Origin of the sequence: Sphingobacterium sp. G1-14, assembly GCF_002196555.1 — a bacterium.
Lineage (GTDB): Bacteria > Bacteroidota > Bacteroidia > Sphingobacteriales > Sphingobacteriaceae > Sphingobacterium > Sphingobacterium siyangense.
In genome coordinates, this window is the sequence record NZ_CP021381.1 from 332,739 (window position 1) to 358,547 (window position 25,809).

General features: G+C 39.5%; 14 protein-coding genes. 13 read left to right on the top strand and 1 reads right to left on the bottom strand.

Annotated elements, in window-relative coordinates:
• Positions 1-172: 172 nt before the first annotated feature.
• On the bottom strand, positions 173-1,606 hold the full coding sequence (locus CBM24_RS01460; RefSeq protein ID WP_088159968.1) for an arylsulfatase: 1,434 nt from the start codon (positions 1,604-1,606) through the stop codon (positions 173-175).
• Between the two features lie 386 nt (positions 1,607-1,992).
• On the opposite strand from CBM24_RS01460, the gene CBM24_RS01465 reads away from it, so the two are divergent.
• From CBM24_RS01465 to CBM24_RS01525, 13 genes are all read left to right on the top strand, one after another.
• On the top strand, positions 1,993-2,979 hold the full coding sequence (locus CBM24_RS01465) for a LacI family DNA-binding transcriptional regulator (RefSeq protein ID WP_088159969.1): 987 nt from the start codon (positions 1,993-1,995) through the stop codon (positions 2,977-2,979).
• Positions 2,980-3,127: 148 nt separating this feature from the next.
• On the top strand, positions 3,128-5,476 hold the full coding sequence (locus CBM24_RS01470; RefSeq protein ID WP_088159970.1) for a GH92 family glycosyl hydrolase: 2,349 nt from the start codon (positions 3,128-3,130) through the stop codon (positions 5,474-5,476).
• 10 nt (positions 5,477-5,486) lie between these two features.
• On the top strand, positions 5,487-6,209 hold the full coding sequence (locus tag CBM24_RS01475) for a basic secretory protein-like protein (RefSeq protein ID WP_088159971.1): 723 nt from the start codon (positions 5,487-5,489) through the stop codon (positions 6,207-6,209).
• 10 nt (positions 6,210-6,219) lie between these two features.
• Entirely contained in the window at positions 6,220-8,514 is a 2,295-nt protein-coding gene (locus CBM24_RS01480; RefSeq protein WP_088159972.1) for a GH92 family glycosyl hydrolase, read from the top strand.
• An 88-nt stretch (positions 8,515-8,602) separates the two neighbouring features.
• A complete protein-coding gene (locus CBM24_RS01485; protein WP_198386022.1) occupies positions 8,603-9,925 on the top strand; it encodes a sensor histidine kinase in 1,323 nt (440 codons plus the stop codon).
• Complete coding sequence (locus CBM24_RS01490; protein WP_088159974.1) at positions 9,926-10,627, top strand: response regulator transcription factor; 702 nt, start codon at positions 9,926-9,928, stop codon at positions 10,625-10,627.
• A gap of 158 nt (positions 10,628-10,785) precedes the next feature.
• Entirely contained in the window at positions 10,786-14,040 is a 3,255-nt protein-coding gene (locus CBM24_RS01495; protein ID WP_088159975.1) for a SusC/RagA family TonB-linked outer membrane protein, read from the top strand.
• A gap of 19 nt (positions 14,041-14,059) precedes the next feature.
• Positions 14,060-15,982, top strand: coding sequence for a RagB/SusD family nutrient uptake outer membrane protein (locus tag CBM24_RS01500; RefSeq protein ID WP_088163421.1), 1,923 nt, complete (start codon positions 14,060-14,062; stop codon positions 15,980-15,982).
• Positions 15,983-16,147: 165 nt separating this feature from the next.
• Positions 16,148-18,439 carry a GH92 family glycosyl hydrolase gene (locus CBM24_RS01505; protein ID WP_088159976.1) on the top strand — a complete coding sequence of 764 codons (2,292 nt, stop codon included), beginning with the start codon at positions 16,148-16,150 and terminating at the stop codon, positions 18,437-18,439.
• A 6-nt stretch (positions 18,440-18,445) separates the two neighbouring features.
• Positions 18,446-19,378 (top strand): endonuclease/exonuclease/phosphatase family protein, encoded by a 933-nt coding sequence (locus CBM24_RS01510; protein WP_198386023.1) that lies wholly within the window; start codon positions 18,446-18,448, stop codon positions 19,376-19,378.
• 145 nt (positions 19,379-19,523) lie between these two features.
• Positions 19,524-19,886, top strand: a complete 363-nt coding sequence (locus CBM24_RS01515; RefSeq protein ID WP_070561742.1) for a hypothetical protein — start codon at positions 19,524-19,526, stop codon at positions 19,884-19,886.
• 184 nt (positions 19,887-20,070) lie between these two features.
• Positions 20,071-21,177, top strand: coding sequence for an efflux RND transporter periplasmic adaptor subunit (locus CBM24_RS01520; RefSeq protein WP_088159977.1), 1,107 nt, complete (start codon positions 20,071-20,073; stop codon positions 21,175-21,177).
• A 13-nt stretch (positions 21,178-21,190) separates the two neighbouring features.
• A complete protein-coding gene (locus tag CBM24_RS01525) occupies positions 21,191-25,741 on the top strand; it encodes an efflux RND transporter permease subunit (RefSeq protein WP_088159978.1) in 4,551 nt (1,516 codons plus the stop codon).
• Positions 25,742-25,809: the final 68 nt, after the last annotated feature.

Genomic DNA, 25,809 nt, shown 5'->3' on the forward strand with positions numbered 1-25,809 from the left:
GGTACTTCTTTATCTATACGATCCTAGTTCTACAGTGGGCTAGGATCTTTTTTTGTGCCTGTATAGGAAGTCAATCATTTCTATTTCTTGGTATCTTTTTCCTGTTGCTATACTTTCCGGAATTTTAATGTTTTTTGGGGAAAATAACGCTCAGTTTGCTACTCCCCAAACCTTATTTTATGTGCATATTTACACTTGTTAATGGGAAAATATCACTTTCGACATGCGCTTTTTCAATCAGATGACGTAATTCTTTTACTTTCGTTGGGTTTTCCTGGACAATATTGTGTTGTTCTTTTGGATCTTGTTTGAGATTATATAGTTCGGCTGTAGGTTGGCTACTTGTAACTTTTTGTAAGATAAGTTTCCAATCTCCCTGGCGCAAGGCTTGACGTCCCCCATCTTCATGAAATTCCCAGTACAGATATTGGTGCTGTTTTTGTTGCTTGTTTTTACCTAGCAGCGTTGGCAAAAATGAAATTCCGTCTGTATAATGCGGTTTTTTTGTCCCGGCAAGTTCGACCATCGTAGGCATAATATCCCAAAAAGCGCCCAGGTAGTTTGAGGTTTTCCCTTCGGCAACTTTACCATGCCAATAAACAATGAAAGGAGTCTTGATGCCACCTTCATAGAGGTCGCGTTTGTTGCCGCGTAACCCGCCAGAGCTATTGAAAAAATTGGGATCGGCTCCGCCTTCCTTGTGCGATCCGTTGTCGCTCGTGAAAATGATAATTGTATTATCCAATAGCTTGTTTTCGCGTAACCGATCAACAATTTGACCGACATAAGCATCCATACGGCTTACCATACTCGCATACATGGCATGCGGTTTTTCTACCGAAGCGTAACCGGGAACAGTCGCTTGTGCGCCATAGTCATTTCCTTTATGTGGTTTTTCATCAAACCTGTCTGCATATAACTGATAATATTTGTCATCTGGACCTGATAATTCGGCGTGAGGAAGAACTGTAGGTACATAAAGGAAAAAAGGTTTTTCTTTATTTTCATCAATAAATTTCAAGGTCTTTTCTTGGATTAATGCTGGTGCATACTGCCCTTGGGCCATTAAACCATTGCCATGGAGTTCTATCCTTTCGTTATTATGCCAGAGGTGAGTTGGGTAGTAGCGATGGGATTGACGTTGGCAGTTATAGCCATAGAATTCATCGAATCCTTTTTGATCAGGAGCACCTGTTGTATGGACCATGCCAAGTCCCCATTTTCCAAACGCACCGGTTGTATATCCTGCCTGTTGTAGAAGCATAGCAAAAGTTTGTACAGAGTCGGCTAGAGGTTGTTGTCCTTCGGGCTCAATTTCTTTGTTACCGCGTATATAGGTATGGCCGGTGTGCTGTCCTGTCATTAACGATGACCGCGACGGAGCGCATACAGATGTACCAGCGTAGAAGTTATCAAATTTCATTCCTTTAGCAGCCAATGAATCAATATGCCTCGTTTCAATTTTTTGCTGACCATATACCCCAAGGTCTCCATAACCAAGATCATCCGCCATAATAAGTATGATATTGGGTCTTTTGTCTTTCTCTTGCGCTACAGCCATAGCTGTTAACATCATCAGAAAAGATAACATAAAACGTGTTTTCATTTGCATCTAGTTCATTCGTCAAATCAAATCTCTTTGTTGGTTAGGATAGGCCACTAATTTAGATAATGGTCATCTTAATCTTTTAAGAAATTCTGATGGTTATCAATAATGGTTTGTATTCCTTTTTTATACATCTATTTGTAATAGACATTTGCTATTCATAAAGAATGAAGTTTAAATCTAAGCAAAAATATCTTTTTGATCGTATTCGCTCGCATTCGTGGAGGGATAACAACGGTAATGAAAGAGCCTTAATTGGATAATCTGTTCTTTTTTGCTGCCTACGCATACGATTGTGTAATAATTTATTGTGTGCTATCAATTGTAATCTCCGATATGTTCATATTTATTTTCTAATTTCACCCTAATTTTATGAAAATGCTCTTATGGCCAAATCAATTAAAGAAATAGCACAGGAACTCAATGTGTCTAAATCAACTGTTTCGTTAGTCATTAATCACAAAGCCGAGCGAGCCCGCATTAGCAAGGAATTGGAAAACCGCGTACTTGCATACGTTGAAAAAGTTGGCTATAAGCCCAATGCGCTCGCGAAGAGTTTAGCAACGGGGCGGTCAAATACTATTGGTCTAATTGTAGAGAATATTGGGGATTCTTTTTTTGGTCCATTTGCATTGTATGTAGAGGAATTGTTCCGAAAGAAAAATTATCATGTCCTCTACAGTAGTACGCTTGGAGATCCGCAAAATGCACGCGATATCATCGATTCGATGTTGGAAAAGAAAGTGGAGGGTATTATTTTGGCTCCGACAGTAGATCTGGAAGAATATCAGCGCAAAATATTGGAACATAAGGTTCCGTTGGTAGTTTTTGATAGAAATTCTCCAACAGTGGAAACCCATTATGTACATATTGACAATGAAGTTAGTGGGAAGAATGCATGTGACTATTTGAAATCTATTGGTTGTAGAAATTTTGGGCTGGTAACCATCGATTCGGATCAACCACAAATGCTGGCACGTAAGCGTGCTTATTTGGCGTTTTGTGACACATATGGAATGGAACCTCGTATACTGCAATTACCTTATCAGCACCTGAAGCAGAAAGGTTCACGTATGTTGAAAAATTGGGCTGCTAAGCAGGTAGGCTTAGATGGTCTATTTTTTACCACAAATTATCTTTGTATTCTCGGATTGAAGGTATTACGGTCGGCACCTGAGAATAGCTATAATTTTCCGATGTTTTCTTTTGATGACCATGAATTATTTGATATTTTGATTCCTAAAATTTCCTGTATTCAGCAACCATTGGAACCTCTGGCTAAAACTTGTGTGAAAGTTTTGTTAAAGGAAATAGATCAGGGGATATCCATACCAAAAGAATATGTCATTTCGACCAAATTGATCAAGCGATAAAAAGGGACAACAAATGGATATATAGAAATTGAATTGTAAAAATCATAAGACGTGTTTGTCCAATTCCAGGTCTTTATTTTGATTTAATATTCTTTTTTATATCTTTACTAATACGTTTTAGTAGAAATATTTTTATATATCCTAAATAATGAAGAAATCTTTAAGTGTTTTTCTAGGGTCGTTATTGTCTTTGGGTTTGTTTTACGCAAAACCGGTTTTGGCTCAGAAATTTAGAGGACAGCAGCTAGAAGCTGTCGATCTTGTTAATCCATTAATGGGTACCGAATCCAAATTTGAGTTGTCCAATGGTAACACCTATCCCTCGATTGCGAGACCTTGGGGAATGAATATGTGGACACCACAAACAGGGAAAAATGGCGACGGATGGCAGTATCAATATACTGCTGATAAGATTCGTGGATTAAAACAGACTCACCAGCCATCACCCTGGATGAATGATTACGGTGTTTTTTCTATCATGCCTGTAACTGGAAAGCCTGTATTTGATCAAGATGAACGTGCGAGCTGGTTTTCACATAAAGCGGAGATTGTAAAACCGTATTATTATTCGGTTTATCTAGCAGATCACGATGTGACTGCAGAGATGACACCAACAGAACGCGCAGCCATGTTTAGGATCTCGTTTAATAAAACAGACGATGCTTATATTGTTTTGGATGCTTATGAAAAGGGATCTGAAGTTCAGATTATTCCAGAAAAAAATATGATAATTGGCTATTCTTCGAAATATGCACGCGGCCCACTACCTGCTAATTTCAAGAATTATTTTGTTTTGGTTTTTGATCAACCTTTTGCAAGTGTCGCTACTTGGGAAGGCAAAGAGAAGAAGGATGGGCAACTTCAGATCAAAGGTGATCACACTGGTGCAATCGTCGGGTTTAAGGTAAAAGACAAAACGAAACCAGTGCAGGTGAAAGTGGCGTCTTCCTTTATCAGTGCCGAGCAAGCCTTATTAAACTTAAATGAGTTAGGTAACAAATCTTTTGATCAAATAAAAGAAGACGGACGTCAGATCTGGAATTCGACTTTAGGAAAAATTAAAGTAGAAGGTGATGATATTGATCAACTGCGTACATTCTATTCGACGATGTATCGGACCTTATTTTTCCCGAACAAATTATATGAAATTGATGCGCAAGGAAAGGCTGTACATTACAGTCCATATAATGGAAAAACACTTCCCGGTTATTTATTTGGAGGAACAGGTTTTTGGGACACTTTTAGAGCGTTGTACCCATTCTTAAACTTTATGTATCCTTCCATTAATAAGGAGATGCAGGAAGGTTTACTTAACGCGTATCTAGAAGGAGGCTTCCTTCCTGAATGGAGCAGTCCGGGATATGCCGATATCATGGTGGGAAATAACTCTGCATCGGTCGTTTCGGATGCATATATGAAGGGATTGCGCGGTTATGATATCAATAAGTTATACGAAGCCTTACAACACGGTGCTAATAACGAAGGACCAATGAGTGCTGTTGGAAGAAAAGGCGTTGAATATTACAATAGTTTGGGTTATGTGCCATATGATGTTAAAATCAATGAAAATGCAGCACGTACATTGGAATATGCCTATGACGATTTCACGATCTACCAATTGGCAAAAGCGTTGAACCGCCCGAAGGCTGAGATTGATTTGTATGCTAAGCGTGCACAGAATTACAAGAATTTATTTGATCCATCGACCAATCTTATGCGTGGAAAGAATAAAGATGGAAAATTCCAGGCCCCTTTTAATCCATTGAAATGGGGTGACGCATTCACAGAGGGAAATAGCTGGCATTATTCGTGGAGCGTATTTCACGATGTTCAGGGGCTGATCGATCTGATGGGAGGAGAGAAGACTTTTGTGGGCATGTTGGATTCGGTGTTTGTTCAGTCCCCAGATTTCGACGATAGCTATTATGGTGGTATTATCCATGAAATACGTGAAATGCAAGTTGCGAATATGGGGCAATATGCACATGGTAATCAGCCAATTCAGCATATGCCATATTTGTACAATTATGCTGGCCAACCTTGGAAAACACAATATTGGGTGCGTCAAGTGATAGACCGAATGTATAAGCCTACACCTGATGGCTATTGTGGTGATGAAGATAATGGTCAAACCTCTGCATGGTATGTTTTTTCAGCGCTGGGATTCTATCCGGTTTGTCCGGCGACGGATGAATATGTGCTCGGAGCCCCATTATTTAAAAAAGCGACCTTAACATTTGAAAATGGTAAGACATTGACCATTGATGCACCAAAGAACTCAGCTGAAAATGTATATGTAAACACATTGCAAATGAATGGTAAGGATTATGGTAAAAACTGGTTAAGTCACAAAGCATTGCATGAAGGTGGCACACTTAATTTTGACATGGCGGCAAAACCCAATTATACGAGGGGATCGTCCAAAAATTCAGCGCCTTATTCAATGACAACGGATTTGCAAACAAATATCAAGTTGAAATCGAACAAAAAGAAATAATCATTGGATTATGATAAACTTTAAAAACTTAAAAGTAGTTGTTACCTTATTTGGTTTGGCATACTCTTGTTCACTTTTCGCGCAGGACAACTGGAAACATACAGAAAACGACCGCAAGGTGGCTGTGGATGTTGATAGTATCAGTAAAGGTGGGTACACCTTGATTTGGATAAATAAAGACAAAGATTTTAGTGCTCCTTTAAAAGAAAGGTTGGTGGCGGCATATTTTACAAACTATCCTAAACTAGCCAAGAAATATAATAAAAAGACCATAAAAAAGGTGTCTTTCGTTATTGATCCGGACTATAAAGGTGTGGCAGCGACAGCGGGTGGGATTGTCCGTTACAGTCCAGCTTGGTTTGCCAAAAATCCGGGCGATATTGATGTGGTTACCCATGAGGTAATGCATATTGTCCAAGCATACCCTGACGGGGCGGGCCCTTGGTGGATTACCGAGGGGATAGCCGATTTTGTGCGATTTGACGATGGAATAGATAATGCGGGAGCAAATTGGAAGCTGCCAGAATATAACGAAAAGCAGAAATACACAGATTCTTATCGTATTACAGCGCGCTTTTTGTATTGGATCAATCTACATATAAAGAAGGATTTTGTCAAAAAATTGGATGCGGCGATGCGTAGCAAAAGCTATAGTGATGTTTTTTGGAAAGTGGAGACGGGTAAAACTATTGATGAGCTGTGGGCCGATTATAGCCAAAACCCCAAACTATAATTCATAAGCGATGAATATCAGAAGTTTAATCTTTTTGGGATTAATTAGTGTCCCATATCTATTAAAGGCACAAGAAACGAAATTAGTTCAGTATGTCAAACCGCTCATCGGTACGGCGAAAATGGGACATACTTTTCCGGGGGCGACAGTTCCATTCGGCGCAGTACAATTAAGCCCTGATACGGATACATTATCGTATGCTGTCAATGGGCGGTATAACGGTGATGTTTATAAATATTGTGCTGGTTATCAGTATGATGACCCGACTATTGTCGGGTTTAGTCATACGCATTTTAGCGGTACAGGTCACTCCGATCTTGGTGATATACAGATCATGCCGACACAAGGAAAAGTCCAATTAAACCCGGGTACAGCTGATCGACCACAAGATGGTTATCGATCACCATATTCGCATGCCAACGAACGGGCTGAGGCCAACTATTACAGTGTTTTACTGGATAAACATCAGATTAAAGCTGAATTAACGACAACAACACGTGTAGGACTGCACCGTTATACGTTCAAAGAATCGGATGCTTCACATCTTATTGTAGACTTAACTGCTGGGATCTATAATTATGACGGCAAGAATGTTTGGACCGTGGTCAAGGTCTTGAACGATTCAACCCTGGTAGGCTACCGCCAGACAAACGGTTGGTCAAGAACCCGCACCGTATACTTTGCGATAAAGACATCAAAAGCGTTTAAGAATTACGGCGCCAAATATGAAGATGGAAAATCTGTCTATAATGGTTTCTGGCGTAAGTTTGATCAACAGAACAATTTCCCTGATCTTGCAGCACACAATATTAAGCTTCACTTGGATTTTGATACAAAAGCACAAGAAGCCATCCTCCTGAAAGTAGCGTTAAGTCCAGTAAGCATGAAGAATGCATTGGCCAATATGGAGGCTGAGGCTCCGGACTGGAATTTTGACGGTTACGTTAAGCAAGGGCAGAACGCCTGGGAAAAGGAGTTGCATAAGATAGAAGCTGAAATGTTGAACAAGGAAGACCTTGTCAACTTTTATACAGCTATGTACCATGCAAGCTTAATGCCGACGGTGTATATGGACAGCAATGGTGAGTATAAAGGGTTGGACCAGGAGGTGCACCGCGCTGAAGGGTTTACGAATTACACCTCATTTTCATTGTGGGATACCTTTAGGGCCTTTCATCCGCTGTTGAATTTAATTAATCCTTCTCGGAATGCAGATATTGTGGCATCCATGATGGCTCATTATAACCAGAGTGTATTGAAGATGTTGCCGATATGGTCGCATTATGCAAATGATAACTGGTGCATGAGTGGCTATCATTCCGTATCGGTCATTGTTGATGCTATCCTCAAAGGCGTTTACAAAGGTGATGCTGAGGCTGCATTAGCAGCTTGTGTACAAACAGCAAATACACGTCAGTACGAGGGGATTGGGGCTTACATAGATAAAGGATATGTTCCTGCAGATGTATCGGGAACATCTGTTTCTAATACATTGGAATATGCGTATGACGATTGGTGTATCGCGCAATTAGCGAAAAAATTGGGAAAAGAGGATATTTACACGACTTTTTCCAAAAGGGCTGAAAGTTGGAAATCACTCTATGATTCCGCTATTGGATTTATGCGTCCGAAGAATTCAGCGGGTAAATTTCAGGAGAAATTCGATGTTTTGGATACACATGGGCAAGGATTTATTGAAGGTAATTCATGGAATTACAGCCTGTATGTACCGCATCAACCTACTGAAATGATGGCATTAATGGGAGGCAAAAAACGTTTAGCGTCTTATTTGGATTCTCTGTTTACAATGGAATTACCGGATAAATATTTTGAACATACGGAGGATATTACCCGAGATGGCATTATCGGAAATTACGTGCACGGAAATGAACCTTCCCATCATGTGGCATACTTGTACAATATAACCAAGAGTCCCTGGAAAACTCAGGCGCGTGTAAGACAAATCATACGGAATCAGTATCATAATGGTCATGCGGGTTTAGGGGGAAATGATGACTGTGGACAAATGTCTGCTTGGTATTTATTTACTGCATTAGGCTTCTATCCGGTGGCACCTGGGGAAGATAACTATTGGATTGGCAGTCCTTTGGTAAAATCGGCAAAAATTAATCTTGAAAACGGACGCAGTCTTTCTATAGTTGCCCGTAACCAGTCTGAGAAGAATGTTTACGTTAAATCCGTTTCTTTAAATGGGCGGAAATTGGCTGATTTTCTATTGCCCTATAGCAGCATTATAAATGGCGGTGAATTAATCTTCGAGATGAGCAATAAACCGAACAAATAATAGTCTGTTTGCAAAAATGAGACGGTCAGGTGTATATAAATGGATAGCTATCTGTTGCTTAGTTTTGTTTTTGATATTACAGTATCTCATGATTGCAAGATCATATGAGATCAAAAGAGGCGAACTATTTCAAAAAGAAAAAAAGGAAATTAAGGTTGTTTACGATAAGCATATTTCCAACGATAAGATATTCCCGGGCGGACAGAAACTTGTCGATTCAACCTTAATGCCTCATTTAGTTCGTCTGAGAGCTTATTATCAAGACGATAGAAATGCTTTCAATAGTCTGAAAGATAGTATCGCGAAGACCTTGATAATGAGGCTTCGAAATCATCCTGCGATGGATAGCCTATTCCAGGTCATCAGATCCGAAGTCAATTTGGGTGAAGGCTTTGGTTATGCCATTGTGTTGAGAGATATTTCGGTGACTTTTGATGCGAAGACCTTTATACCAATCCTGGACTTTGGGAAAGATCAGCATATTCCTATTGGAGGGGAATTTAGATTTATTGACAAAGACAATATCGTATCGTCGATTGCAATAACTGCAAATAGTAAGATGTCAAATCGTGTGGCTTTTACGTTGTACGTTGGAAATATTGATACAAATTTTTCTGTATTAAGATCCATTTTCCCATTATTATTGCTGTCGGGCTGCTGTATAATTGGTATTGTTTGGTTGTATTTGATGACATATAGTAGCTGGATAAAGCAAAAAAGAATGGCAGAAATGGCTTCTGACTTTATTAACAATGTCACACATGAGTTCAATACACCATTGACAACCATACGAATTGGTTTAACCAATTTGGCGGTAAAAGTTTCGAAAGATGATAAGTTAAAAATGTCAACAACTTTGGACACCTTGATGCGTCAGATAAACCGTTTGGATCGATTAGTTAACAAAGCGATTGATTTGAGTGTGTTTAATCAAGAAGAGGTGAGTCTAGAGGAACACTTTTTGGCAGAACTTATGGATCAATTAGAACAAGATCTTGCGATTTTAGTATCAGAAAGTGCGACGATTCAAATCTTAGTGGATCAAAACGTTAAAGAGGCTAGGGTGCTTGTCAACCCATTTATGTTTGTTACCGCGGTAAACAATTTGGTCGATAATGGCCTGAAGTATAATAAAGAGCGAATAAAGCATATTCATATTCGTTTGAGTATTGGCGCTAGAGATACGGTGGTGATGACTGTACAAGACAATGGAATAGGTATTTCACATAACCAATTGCCGTATATTTTCACGAAGGGATATCGGGGTAAACAAGAAGCTTCTTCAAATGGGCTGGGCCTGGGGCTTTTTTTCGTAAAGGAAGTCATGCGGATTCATAGATGGAAAATTGACGTTAAATCAGATAGCCAACCTGGAACAACATTTTCTATTTCAATACCAATAATAAAATAGATGATACCGAAATATGGACATATATTGCTGATTGAAGATGATCTTGATTTAGCGACAATGCTCATAGATTATCTGTCAAATTTCGGATTTGATGTTAGTCATGCAATGTCTGCTGAAGAGGGAATATCTTATTATAAGATTGATAAATATGATATCCTTGTAGTAGATATACAACTTCCCAACTGGGATGGGTTTCAATTCGTTGAATATATTTCTCAGCTAAATAAAAACCAGTTTGTGCTTTTTCTTACAGCAAGACTGTCTAAACCAGATCGATTAAAGGGCCTCCGTCTAGGGGGCAATGATTATATAACAAAGCCGTTTGATGTTGAAGAATTGTCTCTGAAACTTCAAAATTATATGGTTAAGCAGCCTGTTGTTTGTCAATTACAACTCAATATTGGTGACATTAAACTTGACCGTAATTTACTTGCAATAGAATTTAATGATAAATCTCGGCAGGTAGTATCACCACGTGAATTCGAACTTTGGACATTCTTAGCAAATAAACCGAATGTTGTTTTGAAAAGAGAAGAGATCTTACTTGCTCTTTGGGGAGATAACGATTATTTTTTGGGACGAAGTCTTGATGTTTTTATATGCAAGATTAGAAAAATGCTGAAAAGATCGCGGTATGTTGCTATTAAAACTGTTTACAAAGTGGGATTTATTTTAGAGGTCGATTTCAATAATTGTCATTAACAATCGATTAACAACTTTCTCTTTTCTTTCTTTTTAATTTTACTAAAACGAATTAGTTTATCAGCTTAAGGTTGATTTCTTTGGAGGTGTTCATTCCAAAGGAATAACTAATTGATGACCAATTGTTGTATTAGTAAACCAATCATTAATTATCATTTATGAAAAGAAAGGTAATTCCATTATTTTTTACGCTTTCGGTGTGTAGCACGTTCAATTTGTGGACCGAATTGAAAGCTGCGTCTAGCCACTTCAGTTTCCAACAAGAGGGTATTATTGTAGAGGGAACAGTTTTAAACAGTTCGACAGGGAAAGTTTTGCAAGGTGTCACCATTGTGGTTAAGGCGAGTGGCAAATCAACGAAAACAGATGCATCAGGTCGATATCGAATAGAAATTCCCTATAAGGATGCGGTATTGACCTTCTCGTATATTGGTTTTCAGCCTCAACAAATTGTGGCGGGCGGAAGGTCAACGTTACAGGTTAGCCTAGTAGAAGATGTAAAAGCACTAGAGGATGTTGTGGTTGTTGGATACACAACACAGAAGAAAAGAAATGTTGTGGGCGCCGTCGCAACGATTACGACTAAGGATCTTGTACAGAGTCCTGCAGCAAATATTAATAACATGCTTGCAGGAAGATTACCAGGACTGGTTGTCAACCAATATGCTGGAGGTGAGCCAGGAGTAGATCGTTCAGAATTGTTTATTCGTGGTAAGTCAACTTATGGTAATCAATCCCCCATTGTAATTGTGGATGGAATTGAACGCGATATGAGCTATTTGGCTCCAGACGAAATTGAGACTGTTTCCATTTTGAAGGATGCAGCAGCTACGGCACCCTACGGAATTCGTGGAGCGAATGGGGTTATCGTTGTTACCACAAAACGAGGACAATCCGCCGATAAAGCAACCGTAGACTTCAAAGCGTCTTATGGACTAAATACACCTGCACAATTGCCGAAGCTTTTAGGATCTGCAGATTACGCGACTCTCTACAATGAAGCGTTAATGAATGATGCGAAGCTGTCTGGTGGAAATATCGATAACTTGAAATTATTTAGTCAGGATGCTATAGACAATTTTCGAAGGGCAAAGGGTGATAATTCGGACGGGTTAGGTTATAACTGGGACTATTTCGATTATATTTTTAGAACTGCACCTCAGCACGAATATAATCTATCAATACGGGGTGGTAATGATATTGCGAAATATTTTGTGATGGGCGGTTACATGGGACAAGATAATAATTATGACCATGTTGATTTATCTAAATATAATGTTTCTCCTAAATTTCAGCGCTATAATTTTAGGTCCAATATTGATGTCAACATTACTAAAAACTTGTGGGTAAAACTCAATTTAGGTGCTCGTATTACCAATCGAACTTCACCTGGAACTTCCGCAAGTAGATTGATGACTCTGGCAATGACACAGCCCCCGTATTTACCCATCATTCTTGAACCCAATAGCCAACCTTCTACGCAGGGGTATCTGCTGAATAATCCCTCGGGCTTGTTGTTTGGTAATCAAATTTACCGATTTAATGTTCTTGGGGAGTTGACTAGATCAGGATATCATACAGAAAAAAATACCTATTTGGAAGGCAGTTTTGCTGCCGGCTGGAATATGGATTTTATTACCAAGGGACTTTCTGTTGACGGAATATTTTCCTATGATGCTAGAGAGCAACAATGGGTCCGACGCGAGTTGGGTACCTATAGTGAAGGATATAGGGTATATCCCAATTATGCAACTTTTCAGCCTACAGATGGTATCGATCTTTTTATGAATCCGCAATACTATGAGGGTACTTACAGAAATGGGAACAAATATACGGTAGATCAAACCGTTGGAAATTCATTTACACAAAGTAGTCCTTTTAATAGAACTTTCATTCAAGGAAAAATAAATTACAATCGTCTATTTAACGATAAGCATAATGTAACTGGGATGTTGCTTTTCAATCGCTCGAGCCAGTCTGTCTATGATGCGGCGAATTCAAGAGCCAGTGTTGATATCCGTTATCAAGGTATGACAGGGCAGTTTACCTATAATTATCTAGAAAAATATTTGGCGGAATTTAACTTTGGTTACAATGGATCCGAAAATTTTATAGAGGGAAAACGTTATGGATTTTTCCCGGCTGGAGCATTGGGTTGGGTGGTTAGCAAGGAGAAATTTATGTCGAATACCAAAGACTGGCTTAGCTTTTTAAAGCTTAGAGCCTCGATGGGGCTTGTGGGTAATGATAAAATGCCAGGTGACGCTCGATTCGGATATCTCGCATTTTTTCAGGGAGGAGATGGTTATAGTTTTGGGGAACAGAATTTTAACAATGGACTAAGTGGCCTTCGTGAAGGACGCCTGGCAAACGAAAATATAACATGGGAGAAATCTAGAAAAACCAATATCGGTCTTGATATGGGCTTTTTAAAGAATAAGATGAACTTTAGTATTGATGTTTTTGAAGATTATCGTTATGATATTATTACCGAACTAGGAGCGGATGACATTGGTTTTCCTGGCGTAGTTGGTAAAGGCTCTCCGCTGATCAATATTGGAAAGGTCCGCAACCGTGGTATTGATATTGAGATGAGTTATTCAGACATGATTGGGGATAATTTCAGATTTTCTCTAAAACCTAATTTCACCTTTTCTAGAAATAAGTTGATCTACCGACAAGAGGTGCCACGACAATATGAATACAGACAAGCAACGGGCAAACGACTTTATGAAAATTTTGTCTATGTTTTCGATCACTTCGTTAGAGATCAGGCCGAGGCGGACAAATTAAATCAGAGTAATTTTCAACCTTGGGGAACAGTAGGACCAGGCGATGTCGTATATAAGGATTTGAACGGTGATGGTAAAATTACAGATTTAGGGGATCGCACAGTGATGGGAAATCCTAGAAGCCCGGAGATTCAATTTGGTTTACCAATATCGCTGCAATACAAGGGTTTTGATTTTAGTCTTTTGTTTCAAGGAGCGTTAAATTCTTCAATTTTATTGAAAGATGCGGCTGTATGGGATTTCCCGACTTTTGATCAAGATAAACTCGGCTCCGTTCGACCAATTCATATGGGACGTTGGACACCGGAAACGGCCGAAACTGCAACTTACCCCGCTCTACATATTGGCAATTCCGAGAATAATAAAAATAGCAACAGTAGTTTGTTTTTATATGATGCTAAATATTTAAGGCTCAAAAATATAGAGATTGGTTATAATTTACCGAAAGATCTTATTAAAAAAATTGGTTTGAACCAATTACGCGTTTATGCGCAAGGGATGAACCTATTTACCTGGTCAGGTTTAAAGGATTTAAGTATAGATCCTGAGATGGGAAATACGAGCGGTTATTGGTACCCGATTCTCAAAGTCTACAACTTTGGAATAAATCTTAATTTCTAATCTTATGAATGTATTGAAGATGAAAAAAATACTTTTTTTTATGGCAGGTGTGGTTGCTTTTATGATCGCAAGTTGCAACAAATATTTGGACAAATTACCCGACGATCAGATCCGGGAAGATGAGGTTTTTACTCGTTATGAAAAAGTAAATCAGCTCGTTACGGATGTGTATGCTAAAGCGAAGGGTGTCAATCAGCCTATCTCGTGGTTCTATCATTTTTCGAGTGCTGCAATAACCGATGAGGCCGAAGGTTCTACAGTAGAGGGAAATATTACGAATAGATATAATACCGGCGATTGGAATATCAATGGACTACCAGGAGACAACGGGCAATTTTGGAGTAGTATGTTTGACGGGATCCGTAGAACCAATGTCATTTTGGAAGGAATTAAAAAATATAGTACACCAGATGATATCCTGGAGCCAGGCTCACTTCCTATGCGCGTTGGAGAGGTCTACTTTCTTAGAGCTTACTTTCATTTAATGGCTGTTCGTATATATGGTGAGATTCCTTATATAGACCATGTAATTACGGCGACGGAAAATATGAACTTCGAACGTGAGTCAGTTCATAAAGTTATTGACAAAATTGTTGCTGATGCAACAACAGCATATAATGCTGTCCCGGAAAAATGGGAGGGGCAGAATTTTGGACGTATCGATAAAGGGGCATGCCTTGGGCTGATTGCAGAAGCACGGTGGATGGCCGCTACACCACTTTGGAATGGAGCTGCCGCAAAAGGTTATAATGGGACACGTAAGTTTGAGTCCGAATACGCTACATATGATCCTCAGCGTTGGGTGAAAGCTAAAGAGGCTGCTAAGGCAGTTCTTGAAAGTAAGGTTGCAGGTGGAAAACGTTATAGCCTGTATCAGAAATATTCAAATACCGATTTTGGAGATAGCGGGGGGCAAAACACGAGCAACTCAACAGTTTATACACGTCTCTGGCAGATGTTTTATGATATGGAGGCGTTCAAAAATGAGTATGTTTTGTTTTTTACGCGCTATAAGGGAGAGGGGTGGTTTGGTGATGTATATCCGCCAAGTAGAGGCGGTGGAGCTCGTCAGATGCCTGTTCAGGAGCAAGTCGATGAGTATGAATACCTTTCACCAGATGGTTTTGGTTATCCGATTTATAGTGCCAAGGCTAAACAGGACGGGTATGATGACGGGAATCCTTACGTTTCAGTAAAAAGGGATCCACGTTTCTATCGCGACATTATATTTCATGGTGCAGCATTCCGCGGCGGAAACAATAATCCATCCCAGACAAATATTGCGAGCGGAGCAGATCAGATTGGCGCTAATAATGCAACACGCACGGGATATTATCTGAGGAAATTTTTGCAGGAAGCTTGGAATAAGAATGGCAGTGTTATCATCAGTGCCCCTCCAGTATGGCGTTTGCCAGACTTTATTTACATTTATGCAGAGGCAGTTAATGAAGTTGATGGACCGACGCAAGAGATCTATGATTTAATTAATCAGGTAAGAGCGAGGTCTTTTATGGCGCCCATGCCTTTGACAACACTTGCTGATAAAAATTTGATGCGTGAGTACATTTACCGTGAACGAAGGGTCGAATTCTTTTATGAGAATAAGAGAGCTTTTGATAGTCGCCTGTATCTAGAACCTAGTAGTTCGGTGGAGAAAACTAAATATCAGAACTTTACTGCATCAGGTAGTACAAATAACGAGCGAAGTATAAATTACTGGAAGAATAGTAATACAGCTTATCCGAAACTTCAGAATATGATTAATGGCATGAGAGCCGTTGAAGACGTAAATGGTAAAATCCAAATTGGTGATAAACGTTATAAAATGGAACGTTTCTTTGTTGAAAGTAGAGTTTTTACTGCTCCAACTCATTACCTATTTCCTATTTTAAACTCAGAGATCCAAAAATCTCCCTCGTTAGGGCAGAATCCTGGGTGGTAGTTTTTGCGTGATATTAAAAACCGCAATCATTTGATTGCGGTTTTTTTGTAACCATCTTGTGAAAAAGACCTAGGCAATCGACTATATTTAAATTTCTTACTTATATTTACTAATACGTTTTAGCTTTTTTGCTAATAATTTTAAGCTTAACCAAACGCTTCATTTATGTTTAATATTAAAAAACTAACAGGCAGTATTCTTTTTCTGTTCGCGGCGCATGCTGGAATGGCGCAACAAACCTCGCCTGTTGATTTCGTTAACCCTTTGATCGGTACTGAATCGAAGTATGAATTGTCTAATGGTAATACTTATCCTGCGATCGCTCGGCCTTGGGGTATGAATTTTTGGACCCCACAGACTGGAAATATGGGCGATGGTTGGGTATATACTTACACGGCAGATAAAATTAAAGGATTTAAGCAAACCCATCAGCCAAGCCCTTGGAACAATGATTATGGTCAGTTTTCAATCATGCCAATAACAGGCACACCGCAATTTGATCAGGAAAAGCGGGCGAGCTGGTTTTCACATAAAGCGGAAATTGCAAAACCTTATTATTATAGCGTCTACCTTGCGGATCACGATGTGACAACAGAATTGTCTCCATCACAACGGGCAGCAATCTTTCAGTTCACATTCCCCAAAACAGACAGTGCTTATGTTATTATTGATGCATTTGATAAGGGGTCTTATATTAAAGTAATTCCGCAGGAAAATAAGATTATCGGGTATTCAACAAAAAATAGCGGTGGTGTTCCAGAGAATTTCAAGAATTACTTCGTCATTACTTTCGATAGACCATTCTCCTACAAAGCTGCTGTTAAAAGTGGAGCGATAAATAAAGATGAATTGGAAATTCAGGACAATCACGCCGGAGCAGTTGTGGGTTTCTCTTCCTTGAAAAGAGGGGAAAAGGTCACCGCCCGTATTGCTTCTTCCTTTATAAGTTTTGAGCAGGCAGAACTTAATTTAAAAGAAGTGAAGTCCAAAACATTTCAACAGGTTGTTGACGAAGGTAAGGCACAGTGGAACGAAATCCTCGGGCGTGTACAGGTTGAAGATAACAATATTGACCGGTTGCGTACATTTTATTCTTGTTTATACCGCTCAACACTCTTTCCGAGGGATTTTTCTGAAATTGATGGAACAGGCAAGCGTATGCACTATAGCCCTTACAATGGGCAGGTCCTGCCTGGGGAAATGTTTACGGATACAGGTTTTTGGGACACCTTTAGAAGTTTGTTTCCCCTGTTGAATTTATTGTATCCGTCGATGAATGATCGGATGCAGGAAGGGTTGGTCAATGCTTATAAGGAGAGTGGTTACCTTCCGGAGTGGGCTTCACCAGGACATCGTGCATCGATGATTGGAAACAATTCCGCTTCTATTGTAGCAGATGCTTTGATTACTGATCGGAAAGGCTATGATAAAGACCTGTTATGGGAAGCGCTGAAGCATGGGGCCAATAGTGCCTATCCGAAACACTCTTCGACGGGACGCTTCGGTTATGAATATTATAATAAATTGGGCTATATACCTGCTGATGTAAAAGTAGACCAAAATGTAGCACGTTCACTGGAATATGCATACAATGACTGGTGTATTTATGAATTTGGCAAAGCATTGGGCAAACCGGAAGCTGAAACAGCTATTTATGCAACACGTGCGATGAACTATAAAAATCTGTTTGACCCAAGTACAAAACTTATGCGTGGAAAAAAAGCAGACGGATCGTTCGTCTCAGATTTTGATCCAAGTGCCTGGTCAAGAGAATATACGGAAGGAAATGCTTGGCATTGGAGTTTTTGTGTGTTCCATGACCCTCAGGGTTTAATTAATTTGATGGGTGGTAATCAATCATTTGTGTCCATGTTGGATACGGTGTTTGTTATTCCGAGTTATGAGGGTATGAAAAGTCGCGGAATGATCCATGAAATGCGTGAAATGCAGGTGATGAATATGGGGCAGTATGCGCATGGAAATCAGCCTATCCAACATATGCCCTATCTGTATAATTATGCTGCAGAGCCCTGGAAAGCACAATATTGGGTGCGCAAAATAATGGATAAACTTTATTTGCCTACACCAGACGGCTATTGTGGTGATGAAGATAACGGGCAGACTTCAGCCTGGTATGTCTTCTCTTCGCTGGGATTTTATCCCGTTTCTCCTGCCTCGGGCGAATACGTGATTGGTTCACCACAATTCGATAAGGTGACACTAAATCTCGAAAATGGGAAAAAAGTGAATATCCAAGCTAAACAACAGGGAGCAAATCAGGTCTACGTAGATCAACTAACTTGGAATGGAAAGCCTTATAGTCATAATTATATCCGTTATAAAGATTTATTGCAGGGTGCCAAACTTGATTTCAAAATGAGCGAAGCACCGAATAAAAATAGAGGTACAAAAAAAGAAGATGCTCCATATTCCTTTAGTAACGAAAAAATAAAATAATATATTATGAAGCAATTACGTATTATATCGCTAAGTCTTATTTTTGTAATCAATTTATTTGTTTTAAATGCCTTTTCACAAAATTCAATAGGTCTTACAGTAGGAAGCTACAACATCCGTTATGACAATGACGGAGATCGTAAAAATGGTAACGGTTGGGATCAGCGATTTCCAGTAATCACTTCTTTAATTGATTTTGTGGATTACGATGTTTTTGGAGCACAGGAGGTATTGGTAAATCAATTGGTAGATTTGAAAAAACGTCTTACTGATTATGATTATGTTGGTGTTGGTCGGGATGACGGTAAAGTTGCGGGAGAGTTTGCGCCTATATTTTTCAAAAAGAAGAAATTTAAGAAATTAAAAAGTGGCGTCTTCTGGCTTTCTGAGACGCCAGATCGCCCTTCAAAAGGTTGGGATGCTGCCTTACCTCGTATTTGTACTTGGGTGCAGTTGCAGGAAATTAATTCTGGGAAGAAATTTTGGTACTTTAATTTGCATATGGATCATGTTGGTGTCAAAGCCCGGGAAAATAGTAGTCGGTTGGTTGTCAAAAAAATGAAAGAGTTTGTAAAAGGGGAACTAGCTATATTGACCGGTGATTTCAATGTCGATCAAAATAATGAAATTTATAACATCCTACAAGAATCCGATTTTATAGAAGATAGTTTTGAGCTTGCTCCGACTAAATTTACATGGAACGGTACATTTAATGCTTTCGATAATAATCTTTGGACAGACAGCCGTATAGATCATGTATTCGTAACTCCTCGGATTAAAGTAAAGCATTATGCTGTTTTAACAGAATCTTATCGTAGTGTTAAAGAAAATAGTGAAGAGGTTAAAAAGGGTGATTTCCCTAAAGAACTTTCTTTTAAACAGTACGAGACAAGATTACCATCGGATCATTTTCCATTAGTGGTGAAAATCAAATTGTAACATTTGAAATTTATCGCCTTTAATCTAATAAACTAGAGATATTTAAGGACATGACAGCTAATTTTTTAGGCTGTCATGGTTTTTTTACACGAATAAAATAATCTTAGCTATTTAAAGTCATACCTTTGTGATTCGAAATTTCGATATGTTAGGCAAAATATTTCATTTTTTAACACTCTTTGCATACCTTAATCTGTTGACCTATGAGTCTTTCTCTTCGGCAACTGGACAGGTGTTGCATGCAGGTGAGACCATTGTGGAGTATTTTCTGGATGACGTATTGGATTTGGAACCCATTCATTCTTCCCAAGAAGAAAAAGTACTATTGCAAGATGATTATCGTATATTTTCACTCAATAGTCAAGTACTACCAATTTTTATTTTTGTTTTTGGAATCGTCTTTACGGCATTATGTTTTGCAAAAGATGATGAACATCCTTTTTACCGATCTAAAACCCTATGCTTACCAGGGTATTATCGCTTCCTATCCCGTTTTAGGCCATTCTAGTTACGCTCCTCTAATTTTCTAGCGGAGGCTGCAACAATTTAGTTTTATTTCTATATATGGTATGGAAGGCTTTGGGCCGCTCTTTACGCTATAGAATTGCTGTAGCTCCCATCTAACACATTCTCCTAACGACTGATTTTAAAATACCGTAGGAGGGTTTAACATTTTACATTTTTTATCGTTTATGAAGAAATTACTTTTACTGTGCCTTTTCGTGGGTATGGTTGGGATGCTGGCTTCATGCCATTCATCCAACGCTAACGCTGATTCGAAAGAAGAACTCAAAAATATACCTGTAGTACCTTTAATGGTAATGGATACGACTGTTTATCAGGAGTATATTGCGGATGTTCAAGCCCTAAAAAACGTCGAAATTCGTTCCAAATTGAATGGCTTTTTGGATAAAATTTATGTAGACGAGGGGGCTTGGGTAAAGAAAGGCCAAATGCTGTTTAAGTATAATAATGAGGAATATCGTTCGGAATTAGCCAAGGCCAAAGCACAGTATGATAATGCCATTGCCGAAGCGCAAAAGATTAAGCTGGAAATGGAACGAACTCAAAAATTGGTTGACAAGAATATTGTAAGCTCTTCCGAATATAATTTATTAAAAATTCAATTAAAAGCGGCCAATTCTAAGATAGAAGAAGCCCGAGCTTTGGTTAATCAGGCACAGACAAGATTGGACTATACTGTTATACAAGCTCCTTTTGACGGCCGTATAGACCGTATCTTATTGAGAGAAGGCTCTTTATTGACCGAGGGTAGCTTAATTACGACGATCTCCGATTTAAGCAAAGTGAACGTTTATTTTGATATTTCTGAAAGAGAGTATCTGACACTTATGCGTGATAAACTGGACGGTAAGGAAACGCAAAAATCGGTCAAGTTAATTTTGGCCAATGGTGAGCTGTATCCACACGAGGGAATTGCCCATTTGGTAGAAAGTGAATTTGAAGCCAATACGGGATCCATTGCCCTTCGGGTTCAATTTCCCAATGCCGAGCATATCTTAAAGCATGGCGCAACAGGTAAGATTGCGGTGCCAATGCAGACAGGGGAACATACCTTTGTACACCAAAAATCAGTATTTGAAATTCAGGATAAGACATACGTTTATACAGTACAGGCAGATAGTACCGTAAAAATGACACCTTTTACAGCGGGCCCGCGTGTGGGGCATTATTACATTGTGGATGGAGGTTTAGATCCCAACGCCAAGATTGTCTATGAGGGAGTACAGGGACTGCGGAGTGGAATGAAGATTAATCCAAAAATGAGGAAACTGTAGGGGAGGATAAATTATGTTTGAAACATTTATAAAACGACCCATATTGTCGTTGGTTATTTCGGTGTTTATTACACTTTTAGGGTTGTTGGCCTTATTTACATTGCCCATCACACAATTTCCGGACATTGTACCACCTTCGGTAGTCGTCAATGCCAATTATACAGGTGCCAATGCTGAGGTGAGTACAAATGCTGTCGCTATTCCTTTGGAAAAAGCAATCAACGGTGTAGCTGGGATGACTTACATGAATTCAGTGTCTACCAATAACGGCAGCACGGTTATTCAAATCTTTTTTGAAGTTGGTACAGATCCAGATATTGCGGCTGTAAACGTACAGAATAGGGTAACTACTGTATTGGATGAACTCCCTGAAGAGGTCATCAAAGCAGGGGTAACCACCGAAAAAGAGGTCAACTCCATGCTGATGTATCTGAATGTTTTTACCGATGATGAAACTGCGGATGAAAGATTCATTTACAATTTCGCAGATATCAACATTCTAAAGGAACTGAAACGGATCGAAGGTGTCGGTCTCGCTCAGATTATGGGAATGCGTGATTATGCAATGCGTGTATGGGTTAAACCTGACCGTATGGCAGCTTATAATATCTCTACGGAGGATGTGGTGGCCGCATTACGAAAACAGAATATCGAGGCTGCGCCAGGACAAACCGGTATCAGTTCCGATAAAATGCGTAACATGCAACAATATGTATTGCGTTATCCAGGTAAATTCACTGAAATTGAGGAATATGCCAATATACCTATTCGAGCTACTTCAAATGGTTCTATTATCCGTATAAAAGACGTAGCAGATGTTGAATTTGGTTCATTGGATTATGAAATGGTATCCAAAACTGATGGACGTCCATCCGCATCCATCATGCTAAAGCAATTGCCGGGATCAAATGCACAAGAGGTTATTCAGCGTGTAAAAGACCGCATGGCAGAATTGAAAGAAACGCAATTCCCGACTGGCATGACCTATACCATGGGGTATGATGTGTCGCGGTTTTTGGATGCCTCAATTTCTTCTGTCATCAAAACCTTATTGGAGGCTTTTCTTTTAGTTTTTATCGTTGTATTTATCTTTTTACAGGATTTTAGGGCGACTATTATACCAATTTTGGCTGTACCAGTGTGTTTGATTGGGGCATTATTTTTTATGCAGATGTTAGGTTTCTCAATCAACCTACTGACCTTGTTTGCCTTGGTACTGGCCATAGGTATTGTAGTAGACAATGGAATTGTCGTTGTCGAGGCTGTATATGCAAAAATGGAAGAAGAACATCTTCAACCTATGGAAGCGACATTGGAGGCAATGAAAGAAGTCGGTGGCGCTGTTGTGGCCATTACGTTGGTAATGTCTGCCGTGTTTGTTCCTGTTGCCTTTCTTTCAGGGCCGGTGGGGATATTTTATCGTCAATTTTCATTGACGCTCGCGGCTGCCATTGTTATTTCAGGTATCAACGCGTTGACATTGACACCCGCTTTATGTGCGCTTTTCCTAAAATCGCCCCATGACCGTAAACCTTCGAATAACTGGTTGGACCGTTTCTTTAAAAAATTCAATGCCATTTATGACAAGACTGCCTTCGGCTATAAGGGAATTTTGGTAAAAACCAGTGCGCGACGTGGACTGACTCTCCTTCTACTTGGAGGATTCTTTCTAGCGACCTGGGGAAGTAGTGCCATCTTACCCTCAGGTTTTATTCCAACCGAGGATCAAGGAATGATCTATGTAGCTGTAACAACCCCACCGGGAGCAACCGTAGACCGTACAGAACGTGTTTTGGATAAAATTGACTCCGTATCACGGAAACTCGATATTGTTGAAACGGTGTCTACATTGTCGGGGTATAGTATCATAACTGAAGTATCTGGTGCTTCTTATGGGATGGGGATGATCAATCTTAAACCTTGGAAAGAGCGAGATCAAACGGTAAATGATGTCATTAAAGAATTGCGGGATAAAACAAAGGATTTTGCTGATGGAGAGATTGAATTCTTTCCGCCGCCAACAGTCCCCGGTTTTGGTAACTCTTCGGGTTTTGAATTACGTTTATTGGACCGTAGCGGTAATGAGGATCTCAACAAGACGGCCGAGGTATTACAGAAGTTTATGGACGATATGGAAAAAAGTGATGTTCTTCAGGACATCAACTCCAGTTTTGATGTGAACTTTCCACAGTATATGCTGAAGGTGGACTACGATATGGCTGCAAAAAAAGGAATATCGGTGGAGAATGCCATGAATACGCTGCAGACCTTAATGGGAAGTCTTTACGCGACAAATTTCATCCGTTACGGACAGATGTATAAGGTCATGGTACAGGCTGGTCCCGAATATCGCCAAAGACCAGAAGATGTATTACGCTTATATGTGAAGAATGAGACGGGTGAGATGGTACCATACAATGCCTTTATTTCGATGGAAAGAATTTATGGTCCTGAACAAATTACCCGTTACAATATGTTTAGTTCAGCAATGATTACTGGACAGTCTTCAGCTGGTTTCAGCTCCGGGCAAGCTATCGAAGAAGTCGAGAAAATTGCATCATCTTTGCCGCAAGGGTATAGTATCGAATGGTCGGGGATGACTCGTGAACAGAAAATCTCCGGAAATCAGGCCTTGTATATTTTTGCACTCTGTCTTCTGTTTGTTTATCTGTTGTTATGTGCACAGTATGAAAGCTTTCTGTTGCCTTTACCTGTTCTGCTCTGTCTTCCGGCAGGGATCTTTGGTGCATTTATCTTCTTGAAAGTCTTTGGATTGGAAAACAATATCTATGCGCAGGTCGCATTGGTCATGCTGATTGGTTTGCTAGGTAAGAATGCGATCCTGATTGTGGAATATGCCAATTTGAAATATAAGCAGGGAATGGATATCGTGACCGCTTCAATCGAAGGAGCTGTTGCCCGTTTGCGTCCGATATTAATGACTTCCTTTGCATTTATTGCAGGTCTAATTCCCTTGATGATGGCCAGTGGAGCAGGAGCATTGGGTAACCGAAGTATCGGTACCGCTGCGGTGGGAGGAATGCTTATCGGAACCATACTCGGGGTAATTGTCATCCCGGGATTAGTGATCTTATTTTCAAAAAAGGACAACAAGAAACAGGTCGTTAAAAAAGCGTCTTTAGTCATAGCTGCACTTATTTTATTTGGTAGTTGCTCGGTTCCCAAAAAAACGCTTCAACCGGAGAAATTAAATGTACCGACTTCTTTTTCCAAACATCTTTCTCCAGATAGTTTAAATGTAGGAAGCCGGTCTTGGAAGGAAATTTTTAAAGATCCGAAGTTGGTTTCTCTAATTGATTCTGCGCTGCAGAACAATTTAGATATACGTCAATCCATTTTGCGGTTGGAATCTGCACAAGCGTATTTTAAACAACGGAAGGCGGCCTTGGGGCCAACTGTAGAGGCTGCAGTAGAAGGAGGAATTCGGAAATATGGGCATTATACAGAATCAGGAATAGGTAATTATGATTCAAATTTTTCGGAGAACTTGAAAAGTGATGAAAAATTGCCCGAACCATTTATCCCAGATTATTTTATAGGACTTCGTTCGTCCTGGGAGATTGATCTTTGGGGAAAGTTGAAGAGTCAAAAGCAGGCCGCTTATTTTAGCTTTTTAGCTGAGCAGGAAGGCAAGCGTCTATTAGAAACGGAATTGGTATCCAATATTGCGACAGCTTATTATGAACTAATTGCTTTGGATCAAAAGATAAAAGTTTACAATCGGAATATTGAATTACATAAAAATGCACTGGAGGTTGTTGAGGTGAAAAAAGATGCCGGTTATGCGACTGAACTTTCTGTGCAACAATTTAAAGCACTATTAGCCAACTCGAAAGCTGCCAAAGAACAATTGAGTCAGGAAATAGCACTTTGGGAACACCATATCAACGGCCTGTTGGGGCGTTTTTATCAACCTATTGTAAGAAGTACATATACCGAAAATGCAGATTTGTATCATGCAATGCGTTTTGGTACGCCAGATGATCTCGTGAACCAACGCCCAGATATTAAGGCCGCTTATTTGAAAGTCATTGCATCTTCGAATAATCAGGAAGCGTCACGTTTGGCTTTTTTGCCTTCTGTTGCAATAAGTCCATTTATCGGATTACAGAGCTTTAGCTTTAACAAGTTATTTAATTTGGATAAATCTATTGCGTATAATTTATTTGGCGGTATTACACTGCCGATATTTAATCAAAGACAGCTTAAAACGCAGTATGAGATCGCGAAAGCAGATTATGGAATTGCGTTTGTAGACTATGAAAAAGCAGTTGTAAACGCTTATAACGAAGTTTCCAATGTTGTCATGACGCAAGAGGCGATCGTCAAACGACGTAGCTTTGTCGATGAACATGTTCAAGCGTTAAACCTCTCTATTGAAGCGGCACAGGAACTATTTATTGCTGGGCGGGTGACTTCTCTCGATGTCGTTACAGCACAAAAAGAGTCTCTGGAAGCCCAAATCGGAAAAGTAGAATTGGAGAAAGAGAATACTTTAAATCAGATTCTACTTTACAAAGCCTTGGGAGGAGGTTGGAAATAGGTGATTAAGGATTAAAAAGAAAACTATTTTTCATGCGATAAAGAATTAACTTGTTAATTCTTGGACCC